The 22,433-nt window shown below is 71.8% G+C and carries 19 protein-coding genes; 14 read left to right on the forward strand and 5 right to left on the reverse strand.

The window, feature by feature from the left end; all coding sequences use genetic code 11:
• Positions 1-11 precede the first annotated feature (11 nt).
• The 8 genes from AMYNI_RS0134240 (at position 12) to AMYNI_RS0134275 (ending at position 8,254) form a co-directional block, all read left to right on the forward strand.
• The gene (locus AMYNI_RS0134240) at positions 12-1,022 is read left to right on the forward strand and encodes a Gfo/Idh/MocA family protein (protein WP_020672622.1); all 1,011 of its coding nucleotides are present in this window, start codon (positions 12-14) and stop codon (positions 1,020-1,022) included.
• Positions 1,023-1,053: 31 nt separating this feature from the next.
• Complete coding sequence (locus AMYNI_RS46030) at positions 1,054-1,785, forward strand: creatininase family protein (protein WP_020672623.1); 732 nt, start codon at positions 1,054-1,056, stop codon at positions 1,783-1,785.
• On the forward strand, positions 1,782-2,546 hold the full coding sequence (locus tag AMYNI_RS0134250) for an amidohydrolase family protein (protein ID WP_020672624.1): 765 nt from the start codon (positions 1,782-1,784) through the stop codon (positions 2,544-2,546). The genes AMYNI_RS46030 and AMYNI_RS0134250 overlap by 4 nt, the downstream gene beginning before the upstream one ends.
• A 2-nt stretch (positions 2,547-2,548) precedes the next feature.
• Positions 2,549-3,655, forward strand: a complete 1,107-nt coding sequence (locus AMYNI_RS0134255; protein WP_040407616.1) for a mandelate racemase/muconate lactonizing enzyme family protein — start codon at positions 2,549-2,551, stop codon at positions 3,653-3,655.
• A gap of 7 nt (positions 3,656-3,662) precedes the next feature.
• Positions 3,663-4,547, forward strand: a complete 885-nt coding sequence (locus AMYNI_RS0134260; RefSeq protein WP_020672626.1) for an amidohydrolase family protein — start codon at positions 3,663-3,665, stop codon at positions 4,545-4,547.
• On the forward strand, positions 4,544-5,302 hold the full coding sequence (locus tag AMYNI_RS0134265) for an amidohydrolase family protein (protein ID WP_020672627.1): 759 nt from the start codon (positions 4,544-4,546) through the stop codon (positions 5,300-5,302). Before AMYNI_RS0134260 ends, AMYNI_RS0134265 begins: the two co-directional genes overlap by 4 nt.
• Positions 5,303-5,345: 43 nt before the next feature.
• The gene (locus AMYNI_RS0134270) at positions 5,346-6,323 is read left to right on the forward strand and encodes a dihydrodipicolinate synthase family protein (protein WP_157357563.1); all 978 of its coding nucleotides are present in this window, start codon (positions 5,346-5,348) and stop codon (positions 6,321-6,323) included.
• Positions 6,324-6,394: 71 nt separating this feature from the next.
• Positions 6,395-8,254 carry a Na+/H+ antiporter gene (locus AMYNI_RS0134275; protein WP_020672629.1) on the forward strand — a complete coding sequence of 620 codons (1,860 nt, stop codon included), beginning with the start codon at positions 6,395-6,397 and terminating at the stop codon, positions 8,252-8,254.
• A 146-nt stretch (positions 8,255-8,400) separates the two neighbouring features.
• Here AMYNI_RS0134275 and AMYNI_RS0134280 read toward each other — a convergent pair whose 3' ends face one another.
• The 3 genes from AMYNI_RS0134280 to AMYNI_RS0134290 are packed head-to-tail and all read right to left on the reverse strand — an operon-like array spanning position 8,401 to position 11,918.
• Positions 8,401-9,390 (reverse strand): ABC transporter permease, encoded by a 990-nt coding sequence (locus tag AMYNI_RS0134280; protein WP_020672630.1) that lies wholly within the window; start codon positions 9,388-9,390, stop codon positions 8,401-8,403.
• Positions 9,391-10,911: a sugar ABC transporter ATP-binding protein gene (locus AMYNI_RS0134285; RefSeq protein ID WP_020672631.1), complete on the reverse strand. Its 1,521-nt coding sequence runs from the start codon at positions 10,909-10,911 to the stop codon at positions 9,391-9,393. It lies immediately after the preceding gene.
• Positions 10,908-11,918, reverse strand: coding sequence for a sugar ABC transporter substrate-binding protein (locus AMYNI_RS0134290; RefSeq protein ID WP_020672632.1), 1,011 nt, complete (start codon positions 11,916-11,918; stop codon positions 10,908-10,910). Before AMYNI_RS0134290 ends, AMYNI_RS0134285 begins: the two co-directional genes overlap by 4 nt.
• A 168-nt stretch (positions 11,919-12,086) precedes the next feature.
• Between AMYNI_RS0134290 and AMYNI_RS0134295 the strand changes: the two genes are divergently transcribed.
• The 5 genes from AMYNI_RS0134295 (at position 12,087) to AMYNI_RS46035 (ending at position 19,124) form a co-directional block, all read left to right on the forward strand.
• A complete protein-coding gene (locus AMYNI_RS0134295) occupies positions 12,087-13,997 on the forward strand; it encodes an intein-containing Rv2578c family radical SAM protein (protein WP_020672633.1) in 1,911 nt (636 codons plus the stop codon).
• Positions 13,998-14,124: 127 nt separating this feature from the next.
• Complete coding sequence (gene aspS / locus AMYNI_RS0134300) at positions 14,125-15,924, forward strand: aspartate--tRNA ligase (RefSeq protein ID WP_020672634.1); 1,800 nt, start codon at positions 14,125-14,127, stop codon at positions 15,922-15,924.
• 14 nt (positions 15,925-15,938) lie between these two features.
• Positions 15,939-16,883, forward strand: a complete 945-nt coding sequence (locus tag AMYNI_RS0134305; RefSeq protein WP_026361284.1) for a DUF389 domain-containing protein — start codon at positions 15,939-15,941, stop codon at positions 16,881-16,883.
• 82 nt (positions 16,884-16,965) lie between these two features.
• The gene (locus tag AMYNI_RS0134310; protein WP_020672636.1) at positions 16,966-18,189 is read left to right on the forward strand and encodes a hypothetical protein; all 1,224 of its coding nucleotides are present in this window, start codon (positions 16,966-16,968) and stop codon (positions 18,187-18,189) included.
• A gap of 86 nt (positions 18,190-18,275) precedes the next feature.
• Positions 18,276-19,124, forward strand: coding sequence for an SGNH/GDSL hydrolase family protein (locus AMYNI_RS46035; RefSeq protein WP_157357565.1), 849 nt, complete (start codon positions 18,276-18,278; stop codon positions 19,122-19,124).
• A gap of 14 nt (positions 19,125-19,138) precedes the next feature.
• Here AMYNI_RS46035 and AMYNI_RS0134320 read toward each other — a convergent pair whose 3' ends face one another.
• Complete coding sequence (locus AMYNI_RS0134320; RefSeq protein ID WP_020672638.1) at positions 19,139-19,699, reverse strand: TetR/AcrR family transcriptional regulator; 561 nt, start codon at positions 19,697-19,699, stop codon at positions 19,139-19,141.
• A gap of 84 nt (positions 19,700-19,783) precedes the next feature.
• Positions 19,784-20,821, reverse strand: a complete 1,038-nt coding sequence (locus tag AMYNI_RS0134325; RefSeq protein ID WP_020672639.1) for a PQQ-dependent sugar dehydrogenase — start codon at positions 20,819-20,821, stop codon at positions 19,784-19,786.
• A 206-nt stretch (positions 20,822-21,027) separates the two neighbouring features.
• On the opposite strand from AMYNI_RS0134325, the gene AMYNI_RS0134330 reads away from it, so the two are divergent.
• Positions 21,028-22,410 (forward strand): replication-associated recombination protein A, encoded by a 1,383-nt coding sequence (locus AMYNI_RS0134330; RefSeq protein WP_026361285.1) that lies wholly within the window; start codon positions 21,028-21,030, stop codon positions 22,408-22,410.
• Positions 22,411-22,433 lie beyond the last annotated feature (23 nt).

The following is a 22,433-nucleotide window of genomic DNA, read 5'->3' on the forward strand; positions in this document are numbered from 1 at the left end:
GTGGTGGGACGGTGAGCGTCGGGATCGTGCTGGCCGGGCTCGGGGACATCGCGCTCAGCGCGCATCTTCCCGCGCTGGCGCGCAACTCCGGGGTACGGGTGCTCGGCCTGGTCGACCCGGACGAGCACCGCCGCGAGCTCGCGCGGGCGCTGCTGCCCGCCCCGGCGTTCGCGGACCTCGCCGAGGTGCTGGACGATCCGGAGGTGCGGGGCGTGGTGCTGGCGACCCCGCCGTGGGTGACCACCGGGCTCATTCCCCTGGTGACCGCCACCGGCCGGTTCGTGCTGGCCGAGAAGCCGGTCGCCACCTCGGTGCGGGCCGCCGGTGTGCTCGCCGAACTGCCGGAGCCGCAGCGGGGACTGGTCCAGGTCGGCCTGACCTACCGGCACGACCCGGCCATGGAGCTGCTGCACGACTGGATCACCGGCGGCCGCCTCGGCTCCCCGTCGCTGGTCCGCGCCCAGATCTACGACGAACGCCGCGACCCGGCCGATCCGGCGCACGCCGGCCGGATCGAAGGCACCCTGCGGCACGGCATGCCGGTGGTGCACGAGGGCGCGCACGTTTTCGACTGGTTCGGCTACCTGCTCGGCGGGCCGCCGGACCGGGTGGCGGACGCGTGGGCGGTGGCGACCAGGCCGGACCTGCCCGCGCCCAACCTGTGCGGCGCCAGGCTGGAGTACCCGCCGTCGGGCGGGCAGGGCACGCCCACCGTCGTGCTGGCCGAGTTCGGCTGGCTCACCGACGCGCTGCCGCGCTGCGAGATCAGCGTGCTCGGGGACCGCGGGCACGCGCTGCTCGACGGGCAGAGCTTCCGGTTGGAGCTGAGCACCGCCGCCGGGCTGGAACAGGTCGCCTTCGAGCCGGAGCGGACCACCCGCTGCTTCGACCGTCAGCTCGTTCGGTTCGTGGACCTGATCACCGGCGCCAGCACCGCGCCGGCCCCCGATCTCGCGGACGGCCTCGCCGCACTCGAACTCGCCGAACGGGTGGCCGTGCTGGCCGGGGAGTCCCCGCGATGAGCCACCCGGACACCGGCGGAAGGGGGCGGGGATGAGCCTGCTGCACTGGGCCGAGAGCACCCGCGAGGAGCTGCGGGCGGTGCTGCCGGACGCGCTGGTGGTGCTGCCGATCGGCGCCACCGAACAGCACGGCCCGCACCTGGCCACCGGCACCGACGCGGTGCTGGCCGGCACCGTGGCCGAGCTGGCCGCCGCGCGGGTGGCGGACGTGGCCGAGCGGGATCTGGTGCTGGCGCCGCGGCTGCCGTTCGGCGCGTCCGACCATCACCTGTACTTCGGCGGCACCCTCTCGCTTTCCGCGACGACCGCCACCGCGCTGCTGATCGACCTGGCCAGGTCGGTGACCGGCGGCGGCGGGCGGCGGCTGGTGATCGTGAACGGGCACGGCGGCAACCGCGGGGTCTGCCACGCCGCCGCCGCGTCCGCGTCCGCGTCGTACGGGCTGACGGTGGCGATCGTGCACTACTGGGAACTGCTCGCGCCCTCCGGCGACACGCCGATTCCCGGGCACGCCGGCGAGTTCGAGACGGCGATGATGCTCGCCGTGCGCCCGGAGCTGGTGCGCGAGCGCCGCCAGCGACCGGCGCTGCCGGATGCCGGTGGAGTGTCCGGTGTGGACGTTCACGAGCCGGGGGCGTGGACCAGGATCGACGGGTACACCGACCAGCCCGCACTCGCGGGGCAGGCACAAGGATCGAAATGGCTGGAGGAGTGCGTGGTGGCGCTGTCCGCTCGTCTCGTCGAACTGGCGAGGCTGCCATGATCGACTTCCACACGCACACGCCGTTGCGGCACGCCGGCACCTGGCTGGGCGGGGCCGACTTCGGTGCCGCGGAGTTCCTCGGGTTCATGGACTCGGCCGGCATCGACGCGGCCGTGCTGCTGGCCCACGACGGCCTGTTCAACGCGACCCCGGAGTCGAACGACGAGCTGGCCGAGTTCGTGCGCACCGACCGGAGCCGGATGGTCGGCTTCGGCACGGTCAACCCGCGGCACGCCGGCGCGGTGGCGGAGACCGAGCGGTGCTTCGGCGACCTCGGCCTCGGCGGGCTGAAACTGCACCCGTGGCTCCAGGGTTTCAGCATGCACGAGGGGGTGTTGGACCCGATCTGCGAGGTGATCACCGAGGCGGGAGGCATCCTGCTGTCGCACGACGGAACCCCGCCCTACGCCACGCCGAGCCAGATCGCCGCGCTGGCCCGGCGGCATCCCGGACTGCCGGTCGTGCTCGGCCACGGCGGGCTGCACGACTGCTGGCGGGAGGCGCTGGCGGTCACCACCGAGACGCCGAACCTGTACCTGTGCATCTGCGGCACCCCGCCGTACGCCGCACGGCACATCCTGGCCAACGCGCCGCGCGGCAAGGTGCTCTTCGGCACCGACGCCGGGCTGTCCGACAAGGTGAGCCAGGACTACGCGGTTGCCAGGGTGGCCGAGATCGATGGCTGGGGCATCACCCCGGAGCAGCGCGAGGACATGCTGGAGCACAACCCGCGTGCCCTGCTGTGGGGGAGGCTCCGGTGACCATGCGGAACAGGATCGCCGCGGTGCACACGGTGACCGTCAGCCTGCCCGCCCGCGGCGACCTGGTGGTCCGCGGCGCCAAGGGCGCGCACGACCGGTCGGACTTCCTGCTGGTGCGGGTGGTCACCACGGACGGCACCGAGGGCTACGGCGAGGTCAGCGCCACTCCACTGTGGAGCGGCGAGGACGGCACCAGCGCCCAGCACTTCATCTCCGGGGTGCTCACCCCGGCTCTGCTCGGCAGGCCGCTGGCGCCGGTCGGCGCGCTGGAGTCGGTAATGGACCGGGCGCTGGCCGGGAACCCGTTCACCAAGGCCGGCCTGTCGACCGCGCTGTGGGACGCCTACGCGCGCGGCCTCGGCGTGCCGCTGGCCACCGCGCTCGGCGGGCCCTACCGCGACGAGGTGCCGATCAAGCTGTCGCTGTCCGGGGACGGCGCGGACCTGGACCGCACCTACGCGGCCGCGGTGGAGGCCGGTTTCCGGTCCTTCAAGGTGAAGGTGGGCCTCGGCGTGCCCGGCGATCTGGCGAGGATGGCCAGGGCGCGGGAACTGGCCGGCGCGGGCGTTTTCCTCGGTATGGACGCCAACGGCGGCTGGAGCCGTGCCGAAGCCAGGGCGGCGGTGCGCGGGCTCGCCGAGTTCGATCCCGCGTTCGTCGAGCAGCCGGTGGCGCCTGGCGACCTGGCCGGGATGGCCGCGCTGCGCTCGGCCGGGCTGCCGGTGATCGCGGACGAGTCGGTGTTCGGCGTGGACGACCTCGTCCGGCTGGTGCGGGCGGACGCGGCGGACGTGGTCAGTCTCTATGTCGGCAAGGCGGGCGGGCCTGGCCGGGCGGTGGCGATGGGCGGGCTGGCCGCGGCCTTCGGGGTGGACACCCTGATCGGCTCGAACGGCGAGCTCGGCCTCGGCGCGGCGGCGCAGCTGCACGTGGCCTGCGCGCTGCCCGAGCTGAGCACCGGCCTGCCGTCGGACATCATCGGCGCGCACTACTACGCCGAGGACATCCTGGAAGAGCCGCTGGACAGCGACGGGGTGCGGGTCCGGCTCGGCTCCGGCCCCGGGCTCGGGGTACTGCCGCGCGACGACATTCGACGGAGGTTCAGGTGAGCTGGCGATGATCATCGACGTGCACGCGCACACCCCGACTCATCGGGACGAGGTGCCGGCGGGGGAGCGGCGGGTCTATCCGAACTGGCGCACCGACCGACCGGTGACCACCACCAACTCCTGGGCCGACTTCGACACCGCGATGGCCGACGCGGACGTCAGCATCGTGTTCAACATCGCCGCGGACGACCCGGAGACGATGACCGGGCTGCCCTACCCGCCGGAGCGGACGAACGACGCGACCGCCGAGTTCGTCGCCGACGACCCGTCGAAGAGGATCGGTTTTCTCTCGGTAAACCCCTTGTGGGACAACGTGTTCGAGGAGACCGAGCGGTGCAGGGAGCTGGGTCTTGTCGGGGTCAAGCTGGGGCCGAACTACCAGGACTTCGACCCGCTCGGCGAGCCGGCGCTGGCGTTCTACGCCTACTGCGAGCGGCACGGCCTGCCGATCCTGTTCCACCAGGGCGCCTCGCCGATGCGGCACGCGCCGCTGCGCTACACCTATCCGCTGGTCACCGACGAGGTGGCGATCCGGTTCCCGGAGCTGCGCATCGTGATGGCGCACATGGGGCACCCGTGGGGCACCGAGACGGTGGTGACCATCCGCAAGCACCCGCACGTGTACGCGGACGTGTCCTCGATCTACCTGCGGCCGTGGGTCTGCTACCAGTCGCTGCTCGCCGCGGTGGAATGGGGCTGCACGCAGAAGTTGTTGCTGGGCAGCGATTTCCCGATTGCCAACACCGGTGAGGCGATGGCAGGGCTGCGCCGGGTGAACGACATCCTGGAGGGCACCAAGCTGCCGCGGGTGCCGGACGAGGTGGTGGAGCGGATCATCCACGCGGACGCGCTGGGCGCGCTCGGGCTCTCGGTGCCGGCGGTGCGCACATGACCGGTCCCGTGATCGACGCGCACGTCCGGATCGGCAGCGGCAGGGAGGTGACCCTGCACCCGGCCACCCTGGTGTCCACAATGGACGAGTTGGGGATCGATCACGCGCTGGTCGCCCCGGACGAGCGGTGCGTCGCGTTCGCCAACACCGAAGGCAACAACGCGACCGCGGCCGCCGCGCGGGCCTCCGGCGGGCGGCTGCTCGCCTACGCGGTGGCGAACCCGTGGCAGGGCAGGGCCGCGGTGGCCGAGCTGGAGCGGGCGGCCGGGCTCGGCGCGGTGGCGCTGGCCGTCGACCCGGTGCTGCAGGGCTTCGACCTGCTCGACGGCCTGGTCGACCCGCTGCTGGAGTTCGCGCGGGAGCGGAGCTGGCCGGTCTACGTGCGCACCGGCACCCCGCCGACCGCGCTGCCGCTGCCGCTGGCCAGCCTGGCCCGCCGGTACCCGGAGCTGAACATCCTGATGGGGCGCAGCGGTGCCACCGACTTCTGGATCGACGCGGCGCCGGCCCTGCGGTACGCGCCGAACCTGTACGCGGACACGTCCTACGCGCCGTGGGACACCGTGCTCAGCGAGTTCGCCGCGGACCCCGAGATCGGTACCGCGCGAGTCGTGTTCAGCACGGATTCTCCTTACACCGTGCCGAAAGCGGAGATCGGACGGGTCCGGGACTGGACCATTTCCGATGCAGAGCGGGCAAAGGTGCTCGGCGGCACCGTGGCCGGCCTGCTCGGCCTCGCCGCCAGGGTTTCGTAGTGCGCCCCACCTACGCAGAGACCACCAGAAAGGGTGATCGCCGATGACCGCCACGCACGCTCTGGCCGGCCATGACTCCGTTCCGGGATCGGCGAGACCTTCGCCGGTGCGGGGCGTTTCGCCGGTGCTCGAGGTCCCGTTCACCGAGGACGGCGCGGTGGACGCGGACGGTTTCCGCCGGGTGGTGCGCTATGTGCTCGGCACCGGCGTGAGCAGTGTGATGTTCCCCGGGTTCGCCTCGGAGTTCCACAAGCTCAGCGAGGAGGAACGCGGGCTGCTGACCGGCATCCTGCTCGAGCAGACCGCCGGCCGGACCGGGGCCTCCGCCGTCTCGGCGATCGTCGCGGTGCAGGATCACGCCACCATGCTGGCGGTGGCGCGGGCGCGGGCCGCGGTGGCCGCCGGCGCGGACCTGATCAACCTGCTGCCGCCGCATTTCCTGGCGCCTTCGCGGCGGGCCGTGGTGGCGCACGTGCGCGCGGTGCTGGAGGCGATCGCGCCGACGCCGATGGTGCTGCAGTACGCGCCGACCGAAACCGGCACCAGCCTGGACGGCGCGACACTGGCCGAGATCGCTCGCGCGCACGAGAACCTGGCGCTGATCAAGGTGGAGTCCAGCCCGCCGGGCGCGCTGATCGCCGAGCTGGCGGCCGGTGACCCGGCGCTGCCCGCGGTCGAGGGCTACGCCGGGGTGCAGTTGCCGGACGCGTTCCGCCGCGGCGCGGTGGGCACCCAGCCCGGCTGCTCGTTCACCGAGATCTACGTGGAGATCTGGCGCCGGCTCGCGGGTGGTGATCAGGCGGGCGGGGAGGAGCTGCACCGGCGGCTGCTGCCCTACATCTCGTACTGGATGCTGGACACCGAGCTGATCGTCGCGGCGGAGAAGCTGATTTCGAAGCGGCGGGGGTTGTTCGCCAGCTCGATGTGCCGGGAGCCGGCGCACCGGCTCGACCCCGAAGAGGTGCGGATGGTCGACCGCTTCCTCGCCGAGTTCGCGGATCTGCTGCCGTCCTTGGAGTGATTGGGGTGTGATCGGGGTGCGATCGGGGTCTGCCTCGCGCGGGCGGCGGGCGGCCGGGTGATGATGAGCGGGTGGATATCGCAGCGGAGATCGTCGGGCTGGTCGTGGCGGTGCTGGCGGTCACCGCGGCCGCGCGCAGGCTGGACCTCTCGGCCCCGCTCTGCCTGATCGCGGTGGGCGTCGCGGCCTCGTTCGTGCCCGGGATGCCGGAGTACCACCTGCATCCGGAGCTGGTGCTGCTCGGCCTGCTCCCGCCGCTGCTCTACGCGACGGCCATCCGCACGTCGCTGGTGGACTTCCGGGCCAACCGGGGGCCGATCCTGCTGCTTTCGGTGGGGCTGGTCATCTTCACCACGGCCGCCGTCGGGCTGGTCGCCTGGCTGGTGATCCCCGGGCTGCCGCCGGCCGCCGGGTTCGCGCTCGGCGCGGTGGTCGCCCCGCCGGACGCGGTCGCGGCGACCGCGGTGGCGCGGCGGGTCGGCATGCCGCGTCGGATCGTGCGCATCCTGGAGGGCGAGAGCCTGGTCAACGACGCGGCCGCGCTGGTCGCCCTGCGCACCGCGATCGCGGCCGTCGCCGGCTCGGTGACCTTTCTGGACATCGGGGCGGACTTCCTGCTGGCCGCCGGTGGTGGCGTCGTGCTCGGCTTGCTGGTCGGCTGGGTGGCCGCGTTGCTGCGGGCCAGGCTGGAGGACCCGGTGACCGACACCGCGCTGTCGCTGGCCGTGCCGTTCATCGCCTACCTCGCCGCCGAAGCGATTCACGGTTCGGGAGTGCTCGCGGTGGTGATCGCCGGGCTGATGCTGGGACACCGCGCGCCGCGGATGCTCTCCGGCGCGTCCAGGCTGGCCAGCAGGCTGAACTGGCAGACCATCCAGTTCCTCCTGGAGAACATCGTCTTCCTGCTGATCGGCTTGCAGCTGCGGCGCATCCTGACCGAGGTCGGGGACAGCGAGCTGGGGGTGGGCGCCCTGATCGGGGTCTGCGCGGCGGTGCTGGCCGCGACCCTGCTCGCGCGCGTGGTGTGGATGTTCGCGATCGGGCTGATCCGGCGCATCGCCGGGACCAAGGCGTGGCCGTGGTCCTACTCGGCGGTGATCTCCTGGGCCGGTATGCGCGGGGTGGTCACCCTGGCCGCCGCCTTCGTGCTGCCTGCGGACACTCCGGAGCGGGCCGTGCTGGTGCTGGCCGCGTTCGTGGTGGTGGCGGGCACCCTGGTGCTGCAGGGCGGCACGCTGCCCAGGCTGGTGCGGCGGCTCCGGCTGCCGCCGCCCGACCCGGCCGAGGACGCGCTGCAGGAGGCGGCGTTGATGCACGACATGACCAGGGCCGGGCTGGCCAAACTGGAGCAGGTGCGGCGGGAGGACGATCCGCCCGAGGTGCTCGAGCGGCTCCGCGACCGGCTGGCGCACCGGTCCGACGCGGCCTGGGAACAGCTCGGCCGGGACAGTCCGCTCGAGGAGACCCCCAGCGACGTGCACCGCAGGCTGCGGCTGGAGATGCTGGAGGCGGAACGGGAGGTGCTGCTGGCCGCCCGTGACCGCGGCACCGCCGACGACGAGGTGCTGCGCCGGGTACTGGACACCTTGGACATCGAGGAGTCCATGCTGGACCGGGCCGAGGAGCCCCCGCTGCCCGGCGACCGCGAGCTGCGCACCCCGGCCGCGACGGCCGGCTCCTGCGAGCACCTGAAGCGGGCGTCCGGCGAGGTCGCCCCGGACAGCACCGAAGGCTGCCGGGAATGCCTGGCCGAAGGCACCACCTGGGTGCACCTGCGGCTGTGCCTGACCTGCGGCCACGTCGCCTGCTGCGACTCTTCGCCCCGCCGCCACGCCACCCGCCATTTCCAGGACCACCGCCACCCGGTGATGCGCAGCTTCGAACCCGGCGAGACCTGGCGCTGGTGCTTCGTCGACAAACAACTCGGCTGAGGTGTGTTTGCCCGCCACGTCACCGTGTTGGCCCGCCACGTCGCCGAGTTGGCCGAACGGCGACAGCCGGCGTGCGGTCGCGGCCGGCCAACTCGGTGACGGGAACGGCCAACGCGGCGCCGCGGACGGCAAACACGGCGTGCGGGTCAGGTTCGGCGGCGGCGGAGGAGCTGGTCGAGGCCGACGGCGGCGAGGATGAGGACGCCCTCCACGACCTGGCGGTAGGTGGTGTCCCAGCCGAGCAGGTTGAAGCCGTTGCCGATCAGGGTGAGGATCAGCACGCCGACCATGCCGCGCCAGATCGCGCCCTCGCCGCCGAGCACGCTGGTGCCGCCGACCACCGCGGCGGCGATCGCGGTGAGCTCCAGCAGGGTGCCCATGCTCGCCTGCGCGGAGCCGCCGCGGGCGGCCAGCACCAGCCCGGCCAGCGCGGCGCAGATCCCGCTGAGCACGAACACCGACACCCGGATCGCGCCCACCCTGATCCCGGAAAGCCTTGCCGCCTCGGCATTCCCGCCGACCGCGTAGATCCGCCTGCCGAAGGTGGTGCCGGCCAGCAGCGCCCAGCACAGCGCCGCGACCACCAGGAACAACAGCGAGGCCGCGGTCACCCCGCCGAGCACGGTCGGCCAGCTCAGCGCCTGGAACGCGGGCAGCTGACCGGCGGCGGGGTAGACGATCGCGCCACCGGTGATGATCACCGCGAGGCCGCGGTAGACGATGCTCAGCGCCAGGGTGGCGATGAAGGAGTTCACCCGCCCGCTGATCACCACCAGCCCGGTGACCGCGCCGAGCAACGCGCCGGTGCCGATCCCGGCGGCGAACCCGATGCCCACCCCGGCCCGCGTGGTGACCACCACGGACACGATCGCGGACACCGCGAGCACCGCGCTCATCGACAGGTCGAACACGCCGGCGATGATGCACAGGGTCGCGCCGCAGGTGAGCAGCCCGACCACCACCGCCTGGTCCAGCAGGTTGACCAGGTTCCCGGTGCTGAGGAAGGTGTCCGTGCCCAGCGAGAGGGCGAGGATCAGCACCAGCAGGCTGACCACGATGCCGTAGTCGCGCAGCAGGGCGATCCGGCGGCTGGGTACCCGCGCCGCCTCCTCGGTGCCCGCCAGCTCCGTCACCATCTACTCCCGCCTTCCGGAAAGAGCCGGCCCTGGGGCATCCGCGAAGGCCGTGGCCAGCACTTCCTCGCGGGACGCGGCGCCGCGGGCGAACTCGCCGGCGATCCTGCCATGCCGCATCACCAGTACCCGGTGGGCCAGCCCGAGCACCTCCTCGACCTCGGAGGAGACCATCAGCACCGCCATCCCGCGCCGGGCGAGGTCGACCAGCAGCTCGTGGATCTGGATCTTGGCCGCCACGTCCACCCCCCTGGTCGGCTCGTCCACCAGCAGCACCCTCGGGGTCCGCACCAGCCATTTGCCGAACAGCACCTTCTGCTGGTTCCCGCCAGAGAGAGTCCACAGTGGACCTTCGGTGTCCGCGGCGCGGACGTCCAGCCGGTCCGCGATGGCAGCGGTGGTGGCCAGCTCGGCCCGTTTGCGCAGCAGCCCGCCGCGCTGGCGGTCGCCGAGGCTGGACAGCGCGAGGTTCTCCCTGATCGACCGGATCAGCACCAGGCCCTGTTCCTTGCGGGACTCGGGCACCATCGCCATCCCGGCGCCGATCGCCTTGGCCGGCGAGCCCGCGGGCACCGGCCGGTCCGCGACCAGCACCTCGCCGCCGTCGCGCCGGTCGGCGCCGAAGATGGCCCGCAGCGTCTCCGAACGGCCGCTGCCGACCAGTCCCGCGATCCCGACGATCTCGCCAGCCCGCACGTCCACCGTCACGTCGCGGACGGTCCGGCCGCGCTTCAGCCCGCGCGCCGACAGCAGCACCGGCGCGTCCCGCGGCACCTCCGGCGGCTCCGGGTACACCAGCTCGAGCGGGCGGCCGACCATGTGCCCCACCAGGCCGGGCACGGTCTGCTCGGCGGCGGGCGCGGTGAGCACGTGCCGCCCGTCGCGCAGCACGGTGACCACGTCGCAGACGGCCAGCACCTCCTCCAGGAAATGCGAGACCAGCACGACCGCCACGCCGTCCGCGGCGAGCCGCCGGATCAGTTCCAGCAACCGCTCGGTCTCCGCCGCGGTGAGCAGCGCGGTCGGCTCGTCCATCGCGATCACCCGCGCGCCACGGGCCAGCGCGCGCAGGACCTCCACCTGGAGCTGGGCCACGATCGGCAGCTCGCGCACCGGTGTGTCCGGGTCGAGCCGGAACCCGGTGCCCGCCATCAGCTCGGCCAGCCTGGCCCGGTCCGCGCCGGGCCGCCGCCACCCGGCACGCTGCCGCCACGAGCCGAGGAAAACGTTGTCCAGCACCGAAAGCGTCGGCACCAGGGCCAGTTCCTGTGAGATCAGCGCGATCTTGTGCCGGAGCGCGTCGCGGGGGCTGCCCAGTTCGACCGGCTCGTCATCGAGCAGCACCCGGCCGCGGTCCACCCCGATCGCCCCGCACAGGGCCCTGATCAGCGTGCTCTTGCCGGCACCGTTCTCGCCGAGCACGCCGTGCACCTCACCGCCGCGCAGCGACAGCGAAACGTCGTGCAGCACGACGGTGCCGCCGTAGCTCTTGCGGAGGCCGTCCAGCGTGACGCTGATGGTCACTCGTCGTACTCACCGGTCACACCGGCCAGCGTCTGCTGGGTGCCCTTGCCGGCGCCGGCGGCCAGGTCGGTGGACGAGTTGGCCTCCGGCACCTGCTTCCCGCGTGCCTTGGCCAGTCCCAGTTCCGCCGCCTTCGCGCCGGCCGTCTTCTCCGGCACATAAGTGATCCCGAACCAGCGCTGCTGCTGCACGGCCTCGACCGCCTGCCGCGAACCGCCGTTGCCGATCAGCAGCACGCCCTTGCCCTGCGCCACGCCCTCCGCGCCGGCGATCGCCTGCGAGGAACCGATCACCACGTCCACCTCGGGCGTCGCCTGCAGCACGTCCTGCATCGCCTTGCGGCCGCTTTCCCTGGTGTAGCCGCCTTCCACGCTGGCCACCACCTCGGCGCCACCCGCGCGCAGCGTGCTCGTCACGGCCTCGGTGCGCGCGTTGTCCAGCGGCAGCGACTTCATGCCCTCCAGGTAGGCCACCCGGCACGGGGTCGCGTTCTTGCTCTTGCAGGCGTCCACACCGAGTTCGCCGAGCTTGCGGCCGTTGTCCACCGGCACGTCGACCAGCGTGACCGTGCCCGGCACCTGCACCAGCGCGGTGTCGTACTTGGTGCCGACCGGGGTGAACTCGACGACCACGGTGATCCCGTTCTGCACCGCCGACTGCAGCGCCGGCACCACCACGGTCCCGTCGTTGGCCTGCACCACGAACACGTCGAAGCGCTTGGCCGTGATCGCGTCCTGGATCTGTCGCAGCTGGACCTGCGCGTCGAAGTTGGGATCGAAGAACTCCGCCTCGGCCTGGTTGGCCTTCGCGTACTCCTCGATGCCGGCGAAGGTCGCGTTGGCGAAGGAGTTCGCCTTGGCGAAACCGAAGAAGGCGATCCGTTTGGGACCGTCCCCGCCACTGTTCGGTGCGGACTGGCCGGCTTCCTGGGTGCCGGGGTTCACGCAGGCCGCCAGCAGGCACAGCATGCTGAAGATGGCGAACAGCCCGGTCCACCGCTTGGCCATATCGGAGTTCTCCTTCGGATCCTCAGACGGTGTGGCTCAACCCACGAACCCTAAAGGCGCTCACCCGTACGGGTACGGCGCCGGGCCCACCGTACCGAGCGTGGTTGTGCGCGTCGCCTAGTTCTTTCTTCATTGACACCTGATCGAACGTATGTTCGACTGGCTGACGTGCGATGGGACGGTCAGCGGGTGGACGGGGACGAGCAGGTACTGCCCGGCCTGTCCGGTCTGGTGCGCTCGGTGCGCTCACCCGAGTTCGACGGGGTGACTTTTCACGAGATCCGGGCGCGCTCGGTGCTGAACAGGGTGCCCGGCGGTTCGCTGCCGTTCGGCTGGACGGTCAACCCGTACCGCGGTTGTTCCCATGCCTGCACCTACTGCCTGGCCGGGGACACCGAGATCCTGATGGCGGACGGCCGCACCAGGCAACTGGCCGATCTCACCGTCGGCGCGGAGATCTACGGCACCGAATCGCTGGGCAGGCGCCGCCGGTACGTGCGGACCAGGGTGCTCGCGCACTGGTCCACCGTGAAGCACGCCTACCGGATCACCCTGGCCGACGGCACCGAGCTGGTCGCCAGCGGGGACCACCGCTTCCTCACCGACCGGGGCTGGAAGCACGTCACCGCCGGGCTGATCGGCACTTCGCCGCGGCCGTGGCTGCGGCCGGGCAGCAAGCTGGTCGGCACCGGCGCCCCGGTGCCCGGCCCCGCGGACACCATCGGCTACCGCGCCGGCTACCTGTGCGGCACGATCCGCGGCGACGGCTCGGCGGAGACCGAGGCGTCGGACCGGGCCCGCGAGTTTCTCAGCGGGTTCGAGTCGATGACCGAGCTGGCCGAGGTGCCGACGAGGCCGGTACCGGCGTGGCAGAAGGGGTTCCTGGCCGGGATCTTCGACACCGAGGGCTCCGGCGCGGCCACCGTGCTGCGCATCGCCGACCCGGACGAGCTGACCGTGGACACCATCCGGCTCGCGCTCGCCCGGTTCGGCTTCCGGTACACAGTGGACGGTCCGGGCGATGACGGGATGCGCACCGTGCGGCTGCTCGGCGGGACGGCCGAGCACCTCCGGTTCTTCCAGCTGGTGGATCCGGCCATCTCCCGCAAGCGCCGGATCGACGGGGTGGCGATCAAGTCCACCGCGCGGATCGGCGTGGTCTCGGTCGAACCACTGGGGCTGGAGCTGCCGCTGTTCGACATCACCACCGGCACCGGCGACTTCATCGCGAACGGAATGGTGTCGCACAACTGCTTCGCCCGTAACACGCATACCTATCTGGACTTCGACGCCGGCCGTGACTTCGACACCCAGGTGGTGGTCAAGCTGAACGCCCCGGAGGTGCTGGCCGCGCAGCTGCGCCGGCCGGGGTGGCGGCGCGAGCACGTGGCGATGGGCACCAACACCGACCCGTACCAGCGCGCGGAGGGCCGCTACCGGCTGATGCCGGGCATCATCAGGGCGCTCGCCGGCTCGGGTACCCCGTTCTCCATCCTGACCAAGGGCACCATGCTGACCAGGGACCTGCCGCTGCTGACGGAAGTGGCCAAGGATGTATCGGTCGGACTGAACGTGTCCATCGCACTGCTGGACCGCGATCTCCAGCGCCGGCTGGAACCGGGCACCCCGAGCCCGCAGGCACGGCTGGAACTCGTCCGCCGCGCTCGTGCAGCCGGTTTGCCCTGCGGTGTGCTGGTGGCTCCGGTGCTGCCGGGACTCACCGACTCGGCCGAACAGCTCGATCGGCTGTTCGCCGCGATTGCCGACGCCGGAGCCACCGGTGCCACGGTCATCCCGCTGCACCTGCGGCCCGGTGCCCGCGAATGGTTCGCCTCCTGGCTCGGTGCCGAGCACCCGGAGCTGGTGCCGCGCTACCGCGAGCTCTACGGCGGCGGCAGCTACGCCGGCCGGGCCTACCGGCGCCTGCTCTCGGCCAGGGTTGCGCCGCTGCTCCGCCGGCACGGCCTGGCGCCGGACCCCGGCGAAGGTTCGGACTGGCCATCGGGCAGCGTGCCGGGGCAGCGGGCGCAGGAAGAAGGCGCCGGGCCGGCGGCGGGGGAGCAGATGCGGCTGTTGTAGGACAGATGCGGTAGGAGAAACCTGGTGGCGGTGCACCCGGGTGGGTTCGTTAGCCTTCATCGTCGGCGAATTGCCTGCTGACGCGATGAACCAGCCAAGACCAGAAAGCTATTAGGGAGCAACCGCAGTGCTTCGCACCCACAACGCCGGCACCTTGCGTGCCGAGCACGCCGGCCAAACCGTCACGCTCACCGGCTGGGTGGCCCGGCGGCGCGATCACGGCGGGGTGATCTTCATCGATCTGCGGGACGCCAGCGGCGTCGCCCAGGTGGTCTTCCGCGAGGGCGAGATGGCCGAGCGCGCGCACCAGCTGCGCTCCGAGTACTGCGTGAAGGTGACCGGCGAGGTCTCCCAGCGGCCATCCGGCAACGAGAACGCCGAGATCCCGACCGGCGCGATCGAGGTGCTGGTCACCGAGCTCGAGGTGCTGTCCGAGTCCGCGGTGCTGCCCTTCCCGATCGACGAGCGGGTCGACGTCGGCGAGGAGGTTCGGCTCAAGCACCGCTACCTTGACCTGCGCCGCAGCGGTCCGGCCAAGGCCATGCGGCTGCGCAGCGAGGTCAACCGGGCGGCCAGGGAGGTGCTGCACGCGCAGGACTTCGTCGAGGTCGAAACGCCGACGATGACGCGTTCCACCCCCGAGGGCGCCCGCGACTTCGTGGTGCCGGCCCGGCTGCGGCCCGGCTCCTGGTACGCCCTGCCGCAGTCGCCGCAGCTGTTCAAGCAGCTGCTCATGGTTGGCGGCCTGGAGCGCTACTACCAGATTGCGCGCTGCTACCGGGACGAGGACTTCCGCGCCGACCGGCAGCCCGAGTTCACCCAGCTCGACATCGAGATGAGCTTCGTCGAACAGGACGACGTGCTGCTGCTCGGCGAACAGATCGTGGCCGCGCTGTGGAAGCTGGTCGGGCACGAGATCAGCACCCCGATCCGGCGGATCAGCTACGCCGATGCGATGGCCAAGTACGGCTCGGACAAGCCGGACCTGCGGCTGGAGACCGAGCTGACCGAGCTAACCGAGTTCTTCGCCGACACGCCTTTCCGGGTCTTCCAGGCCCCCTACGTGGGCGCGGTGGTGATGCCCGGCGGCGCGAGCCAGGCGCGGCGCCAGCTCGACGCCTGGCAGGAGTGGGCCAAGCAGCGCGGTCATCGCGGACTGGCGTACGTGCTGGTCGGCGAGGACGGCACGCTCGGCGGGCCGGTGGCCAAGAACCTGTCCGAGCACGAGCGCGAGCACGTCGCCGCCAAGGTCGGCGCGAAGCCGGGTGACTGCATCTTCTTCGCGGCGGGCAAGCCGGCCGACGCGCGTCAGCTGCTCGGCATGGCCAGGGTGGAGATCGGGCACCGGCTCGGCCTGATCGACGAGAACGCCTGGTCCTTCGTCTGGGTGGTGGACTTCCCGCTGTTCGAGGCGGCGGCCGAGAGCGACGACGTGGCGGTCGGCGGTGGCAAGTGGACCGCACTGCACCACGCCTTCACGTCGCCGACGCCGGAGTGGATCGACAAGTTCGAGACCGACCCCGGCAACGCGCTGGCCTACGCCTACGACCTGGTCTGCAACGGCAACGAGATCGGCGGCGGCTCGATTCGTATCCACCGCGCCGACGTGCAGAAGCGGGTGTTCGAGATCATGGGTCTCGGCGAGGAGGAGGCGCAGGAGAAGTTCGGCTTCCTGCTGGACGCCTTCCAGTTCGGCCCGCCGCCGCACGGCGGTATCGCGTTCGGTTGGGACCGCATCACCATGCTGCTGGCCGGTGCGGACTCGCTGCGCGACGTGATCGCGTTCCCGAAGACCGGCGGCGGTTACGACCCGCTGACCGCCGCTCCGGCGCCGATCACCCCCGAGCAGCGGCGTGAGGCCGGCATCGACGCGAAACCAGCCAAGCCAGAAGCCAAGCCGGAAACCAAGCCAGAGCCCAAGGCATAGGCCCGGCGGCCACGATGTTGCACTTGCGGGCGATCTGTCCCGCGGAGAGCACCGAACGGGCGATCGAGATCCTGCGCGAGCAGGAGGGCACCGCGCACCTGGTGGTGCATCGCGGCGCGGCGGTCAGCCCGGTCGGCGACCTCATCGAGGCCGACGTGGCCAGGGAGGCCGCCGACGAAATCGTCGAAGCGCTGTGCGAGCTAGAACTCGACCACGTCGGCGGCATCACCCTGGAAGCGATCGACACCGCGCTTTCCGATTCGGCGGACCGGGCCGAGGAGGCGGCGCCCGGCGAGGGCGCGGACGCGGTGGTGTGGCAGGAACTGCTCAGCAGGACCGGCGAGGAGTCCCGGCTCAACGTCACCTTCCTGTCCTTCCTGACCATCGCCTGCCTGCTCGCCGCGGTCGGCGTGGTGACCGACTCGCCGGTGACCATCGTCGGGGCGATGGTGGTGGGCCCGGAGTTCGGCCCGCTCGCCGCGATCGCGGTGGGACTGGTGCTGCGGCGCTGGGACCTGGTGCGCCGGGCGGTGCTCGCGGTGGTGGCCGGGTTCCCGCTGGCGATGCTGATCACCCTCGGTGCCACCGCGCTCGCCGAAACCGCCGGGCTGCTCGACCTGTCCAAGGTGCTCGGCAGCGAGCACCAGGTCGACTTCATCTACGAGGTGGGCCCGTTCTCGCTGATCGTGGCGGTGCTCGCCGGCGCGGCCGGCATGCTGTCCATGACCTCGGCCAAATCGGCCGCGCTGGTCGGGGTGTTCATCTCGGTGACCACCGTGCCGGCCGCCGGCTACGCGGTGGTCGCGGTGGTGGTCGGAGAGTGGGGCAAGTTCGGCGGTTCGATCCAGCAGCTCGCGGTGAACCTGGCCGGAATCGTGCTCGCTGCGGCCATTGTGCTGATGTTGCGGCGAAGGGGGCAACGCGGCAGGGGGGTGGGACGTCCGCTCTCACGAGGGTGACGATCTGTTGAGTAATCGGTGACGGATCGTTACCGATATCGCGGTGGTCGTGCTCGCTCGCTCACTAGTAGGGTTGGTCGCAATGACAGTGAATTCTTCGGAAACCTCCTCGATCGGTGCCACGGCTGACGACTCCGGCGACGCCACCGCCCCGGTCAATGTCGGAGCCGAAATTCTTGCCATCGAGGCCGCGGTCGCGGCCGGTGAAGCGGTACTCGCCCATCGCTTCGGCAGCGCGATCAGCCTGGTCGATCCGGAGGAGCTCCTCGGCAGCGGCCCGGCCACCGTGGTCCGCGCGAAGATCGCCTCTTCGCCGTTCTCGCTGCCGCGAACACTGGTGATCAAGCACTACCCGCAGTCGCCCCGTCCCGGCGAAGCGGACCCGTTCGCGCAGGAAGCGGTCAGCTATCAGCTGTTCACCGCCCTGTCGGCGGAGGAGCGGATGTGCCCGGAACTGCTCGCGCACGACGGCAAGCGCCGCGTGCTGGTGATCGACGACCTCGGCCGCGCGCCCACCCTGCGGGACAGGCTGAACGGCTCCGACGGCAGGGCCGCCGAGCGCGCGTTGCTGTCCTGGGCGCGTTCGCTCGGCAAGTTGCACGCGAGCACCGCCAGCCGCGAGGCCGACTTCAACGCGCTGCTGCGGCGGCTCGGCGGGCCGGCCAAGGGTGACGACACCACGCCGGTGGTGGCCTGCGCGCAGCTGCCCGCGCTGCTGGAGGAAACGCTCGGCGTGCAGACTCCCGGCTCGGTCCGGCAACGGGCGGAACGGTCCGCCGAACACGCCCGCTCGGCGTCCTACCGCGCGTTCAGCCCGGTGGACCTCAGCTCGGACAACAACCTGGTCACCGGCGGCGGTGTGCAGTTCCTCGACTTCGAACGCGGCCGGGTGCGCAACGCGTTCCTGGACGCGGCGCAGCTGCGGGTGCCGTTCGCCTCCGACCCGGACGCGCTGGCGCTGCCGGCCGGGATGAGCGAGGCGATGGTCGCGGCATGGCGGTCCGAAGTGGCCGACGTGTGGCCCGCGCTCACCGACGACACCGCGCTCGCCGAGTACCTGCTGGACAGCCAGCTCCTGCTGGTGTGGCTGGCCACTTGGGAGGCGCTGCCGGGGCTGTCCAAGGTCCGCGCCGCGGCGCCGCTGAGCCGCGCCGCCGCGCTCGTCACCTGGTGGCGGGAGCTGGCGAAGTGCGCCGGGCAGGCCGAGCTCGACGACCTGGCCGGGCACGCCGCCACCGTGGCCGCGGCGCTCGACGCACGCTACGGACCCGGCCTGGAACTTGCGCTTTACCCAGTGTTCCGCTAGCACCGAGGGTTCGCCGAGGCGTCCCCGCCGCGTTACCCCGCCATCACCGCAGGTGAGTCTGCGTGCCCGATGGTCGGGTTGTGACCATGGTGCGCCCGAAAGTCGTCCCGGCCGCTGAGTCCATCGATCCGATCCGTCCGGCCGCGAGCCAGGCCCGTCCGGCCGCCAGGCTCGCGGTGCTCGGCGATTCCACCGCGGTGGGGCTGGGCGATCCGCTGCCCGGCGGTGGCTGGCGGGGTGTCGGCCCGCTGGTCGCCGAGGCGCTGGGGGTGCCGACGGCGGGCTATCTGAACGGTTCCTTCACCGGCGCGAGGATGCGCTGCGTGCGCACCGAGCAGCTGCCGGTGGCGTTGGCCCACCGGCCCGACGTGGCGCTGCTGGTGGTCGGCATGAACGACACGTTGCGCTCGGACTTCGACGCCGAGGAGATGGCGGCCGATCTCGATCACGTGGTGACCGAGCTTGCCGCCGTCGGCGCGACCGCGATTCCGGTCCGTTTTCACGACCACGGCAAGGTTTTCCGGCTTCCCGGGCCGCTGCGGCGGGCACTGACCGCCCGCATCGAGGAGCTCAACGGCGCGATCGACCGGGTGGTCGCGGCCCGCGCGGTGCCCTGCCTCGACCTGGTTTCGCTGCCCGGTGCCTACGAGCTGCCGGCGTGGAGCGTGGACCGGCTGCACCCGTCCGAGCTGGGGCACCGGATGCTGGCCAAGGGATTCACCGAACTAATTGCCGAGGCCGGGTTCGACGTGCCGGAACCGGTCAGCCTGAGCTGTTCCGGCGGCGCGCCCGCCGGTGCCGTTGACCACGTCGGATGGCTTGTGGTGAAAGGGATTCCGTGGTTGTGGCGGCGAGGCCGCGACCTGCTTCCGTACGCCGCCGCGATCATGCTCCGTGCCGCGGCGGAAAGTGGGACTCGGGTGTTCCGGGGGTAGCACTCGCGGGGCGGTCAGGGCAGCAGGCCGCGCAGCAGTAGGCGGAAGGACTCCTCCGGGTCGAAGTCCGGGTCCGGGTTGGACAGCTGGTGCAGCACCATTCCGTCGAGCTGGTCGAGCAGCACCCGCAGGTGCGTGCGCCAGTCCCGGGAGCCCGCCGCGATGAGCAGGTCGCGCAGCGGCGCGGTGACCGGGCCCGACGCGGCGTTGAGCTGACGGCGGAGTTCGGTGTCCCAGGCGGCTTCCAGGAACAGCGCGTGCCTGGCCAGTGTCTGCACCCGCGCCGGGCCGAGCTGGTGCCAGGCGAACTTGGCCAGTCCGGCGGCCAGCGCGTCCGGGTCGATGGGCTGCAACGCGGCGGCGAACCGGGCGGCCACCGCCTGCTCGCGCCCGGCGACCTCGGCGAGCACCCCGGCCACCAGCGCGCCGCGGGTGCGGAAGTGGTTGGAGGTGGTGCCGATCGCCACGCCGGCCTCGGTGTCCACCGCACGGTGGGTGAGCCGGCGGGAACCCTGGGTGCCGAGCACCGTGATGGCCGCGTCGAGGACCTGACCGCGCCGGTTCTGCTCCACCACGCCCCCACCCTAGAACGACGTCCGTGAAGGGCACCTTGCCTACCTTCAAAGTAGGCAAGGTGCCCTTCACGGACGGGACCGTGGTTAGGTGCCGGTGCTGCTGAGGATGCGGTCGTCGGTGGCGGCGGGGGTGCCCCGGCCGTCCCGGTTGGACGTGCCCACCCACACCGTGCCGTCCGGGGCCGCGGCGACCGCGCGCAGCCTGCCGTAGGTGTTCTGCCACAGCGCGGCCGGCTGGCCGACGCCGCCGTTGGCGTCGACGGGGATCTTCCACAGCCGTTTTCCGGCCAATGCGGCCATGTACAGGTGGCCCTGGTAGTACGCGATCCCGCTCGGCGACGCCTGCGAAGTGGACCAGGTCAGCAGCGGGTTCACGAACCTGGTGTCCGAGCACGTGCCTTCGCAGATCGGCCAGCCGTAGTTCTTGCCGGACTGGATGGAGTTCAGCTCGTCCCAGGCGTTGTTGCCGAGTTCCGAGGCGAACATCCGGCCGCCCTGGTCCCAGGTGATGCCCTCCACATTGCGGTGCCCGTAGGTATAGACCACTGAGTTCGGGAACGGGTTGCCAGGAGCGGGCGTGCCGTCCGGGTTCATCCGCAGGATCTTCCCGCCGAGCGAACCGAGGTTCTGCGCGTTGTTGCGGTTGCCGCCGTCGCCGGTGCTGGCGTACAGGTGGCCGTCCGGGCCGAAGGCGAGCCTGCCGCCGTTGTGGATGGACGACTTGGGGATGCCGGTGACGATGGGCTGCGGCTGCTGCCCGAGCGTGAACTTCGCGATCCGGTTGTCGCCGGAGGCGGTGTAGTACACGAAGACCGTCTTGTCCTCGGCGTACTTCGGCGAGACGGCGATGCCCATCAGGCCGCCTTCGCCGGCGGGTGCCACTCCTGGAATGGTCTGCACGTCCGTGACGGTGCCGCCGCGGAGGGAACGGACCTTGGCGGTGTTGCGCTCGGTGAACAGGGCGCTGCCGTCGGGCAGGAACGCTATTCCCCAAGGCACGTTCAGCTGGGAGGCCACGACGGTGGGGGCCGCCTGGCCGGTGGGGTCGGCCGCCGCCGCGGCGGCCCCACCTGCGCCGACGACGGCCACCGTGGCGAGCACGGTGAGATATCGAAGTTTCATATGCACTTCCTCGAGCCCTTTGGCAGCGGATGGGGGAGCGCGCGCCGACTCAGGGTAAGGGCAGGAACACCCCTCGTACTGCCTCCTTTAGTACGGAATCTCCGGAATCCGCCATGACTGTCCACAGTGGACTTCAGGGGTGCCGTGACCGGTGACCGACCCGGCCAGGTCGAGCGTTGTCGGTGGTCGCGGCTACCGTGAGTACCGTGCAGCAGGACGAGCTCTTCACGGTGAACCCCGACTTGGCCGCGCCGCCGCCGGAGCCGGCCGAGGCCCCGCGGCCGCCCGCCGTGTCCGCGGGCTCGCCGCTCGCGGTGCGGATGCGCCCGCGCTCGCTCGACGAGGTCGTCGGCCAGCAGCATCTGCTCGGCGAAGGCGCCCCGCTGCGCCGCCTGGTGGAGGGCGCCGCGCCGGCGTCCGTGCTGCTCTACGGCCCGCCGGGGACCGGCAAGACCACTCTGGCGAACCTGGTCTCCACCGCCACCGGCCGCCGGTTCGTGGCGCTGTCCGCGCTGTCGGCCGGGGTCAAGGAGGTCCGCGGGGTCATCGAGGAGGCCAGGCGCAGGCGGAACTACAACGCTGAGAACACCGTGCTGTTCATCGACGAGGTACACCGGTTCTCCAAGACCCAGCAGGACGCGCTGCTCGGCGCGGTGGAGGACCGCACCGTGCTGCTGGTCGCCGCGACCACGGAGAACCCGTCGTTCTCGGTGGTGTCTCCGCTGCTGTCCCGTTCCCTGGTGCTGCAGCTGCGCCCGCTCACCGACGAGGACGTCCGGCAGCTGATCGGGCGGGCGCTCACCGACGAGCGCGGCCTCGGCGACGAGCTGCGGCTGACCCAGGAGGCCGCGGACCACCTGGTCCGGCTGGCCTCCGGCGACGCGCGGCGCGCGCTCACCGCGCTGGAGGCCGCCGCCGACGCGGCCGCCGCCACCGAGCACCGCACCATCGACCTGGCCACCGTGGAGTCCACTGTGGACAAAGCGGCGGTGCGCTACGATCGGGACGGCGACCAGCACTACGACGTGATCAGCGCGTTCATCAAGTCCATCCGCGGCTCCGACGTGGACGCGGCGCTGCACTACCTGGCCAGGATGATCGAGGCGGGGGAGGACCCCAGGTTCCTGGCGAGGCGGCTGGTGGTGCACGCCAGCGAGGACATCGGCATGGCCGACCCGACCGCCCTGCAGTCGGCGGTCGCGGCGGCGCACGCGGTGCAGTTCATCGGCATGCCGGAGGGCAGGCTGGCGCTCGCGCAGGCGACCGTGCACCTGGCCACCGCGCCGAAGTCCAACGCCGTGATCACCGGTATCGACGCGGCGCTGTCCGACGTGCGGGCCGGCAAGATCGGCACCGTGCCGCCGCACCTGCGGGACGGGCACTACGCCGGCGCCGAGAAGCTGGGCAACGCGAAGGGCTACCGGTATCCGCATTCCGTGCCGGAAGGCGTGCTCGAACAGCAGTACCCGCCGGACCCGCTGGTCGGCCAGGACTACTACCAGCCGACCCAGCGCGGCGCGGAACGCACGCTGGCCGAGCGGGTGCCGAAGCTCCGCCGCACCATCCGCGGCGAACCGAACGGCAAATAGCCGACTTTTCGCCCCGCGCGAAA

This window comes from Amycolatopsis nigrescens CSC17Ta-90 (assembly GCF_000384315.1).
Classification (GTDB): Bacteria; Actinomycetota; Actinomycetes; order Mycobacteriales; family Pseudonocardiaceae; genus Amycolatopsis; species Amycolatopsis nigrescens.

Excerpts from the sequence above, each read along its gene's own strand:
- AMYNI_RS0134270 (WP_157357563.1), top strand. The coding sequence starts at position 5,346 with ATGACCGCCACGCACGCTCTGGCCGGCCATGACTCCGTTCCGGGATCG.
- AMYNI_RS0134255 (WP_040407616.1), top strand. The coding sequence starts at position 2,549 with ATGCGGAACAGGATCGCCGCGGTGCACACGGTGACCGTCAGCCTGCCC.
- AMYNI_RS46030 (WP_020672623.1), top strand. The coding sequence starts at position 1,054 with ATGAGCCTGCTGCACTGGGCCGAGAGCACCCGCGAGGAGCTGCGGGCG.
- AMYNI_RS46035 (WP_157357565.1), top strand. The coding sequence starts at position 18,276 with ATGGTGCGCCCGAAAGTCGTCCCGGCCGCTGAGTCCATCGATCCGATC.
- AMYNI_RS0134260 (WP_020672626.1), top strand. The coding sequence starts at position 3,663 with ATGATCATCGACGTGCACGCGCACACCCCGACTCATCGGGACGAGGTG.
- AMYNI_RS0134280 (WP_020672630.1), bottom strand. The coding sequence starts at position 9,390 with ATGGTGACGGAGCTGGCGGGCACCGAGGAGGCGGCGCGGGTACCCAGC.
- AMYNI_RS0134290 (WP_020672632.1), bottom strand. The coding sequence starts at position 11,918 with ATGGCCAAGCGGTGGACCGGGCTGTTCGCCATCTTCAGCATGCTGTGC.
- AMYNI_RS0134305 (WP_026361284.1), top strand. The coding sequence starts at position 15,939 with ATGTTGCACTTGCGGGCGATCTGTCCCGCGGAGAGCACCGAACGGGCG.
- AMYNI_RS0134250 (WP_020672624.1), top strand. The coding sequence starts at position 1,782 with ATGATCGACTTCCACACGCACACGCCGTTGCGGCACGCCGGCACCTGG.
- AMYNI_RS0134310 (WP_020672636.1), top strand. The coding sequence starts at position 16,966 with ATGACAGTGAATTCTTCGGAAACCTCCTCGATCGGTGCCACGGCTGAC.
- AMYNI_RS0134325 (WP_020672639.1), bottom strand. The coding sequence starts at position 20,821 with ATGAAACTTCGATATCTCACCGTGCTCGCCACGGTGGCCGTCGTCGGC.
- AMYNI_RS0134265 (WP_020672627.1), top strand. The coding sequence starts at position 4,544 with ATGACCGGTCCCGTGATCGACGCGCACGTCCGGATCGGCAGCGGCAGG.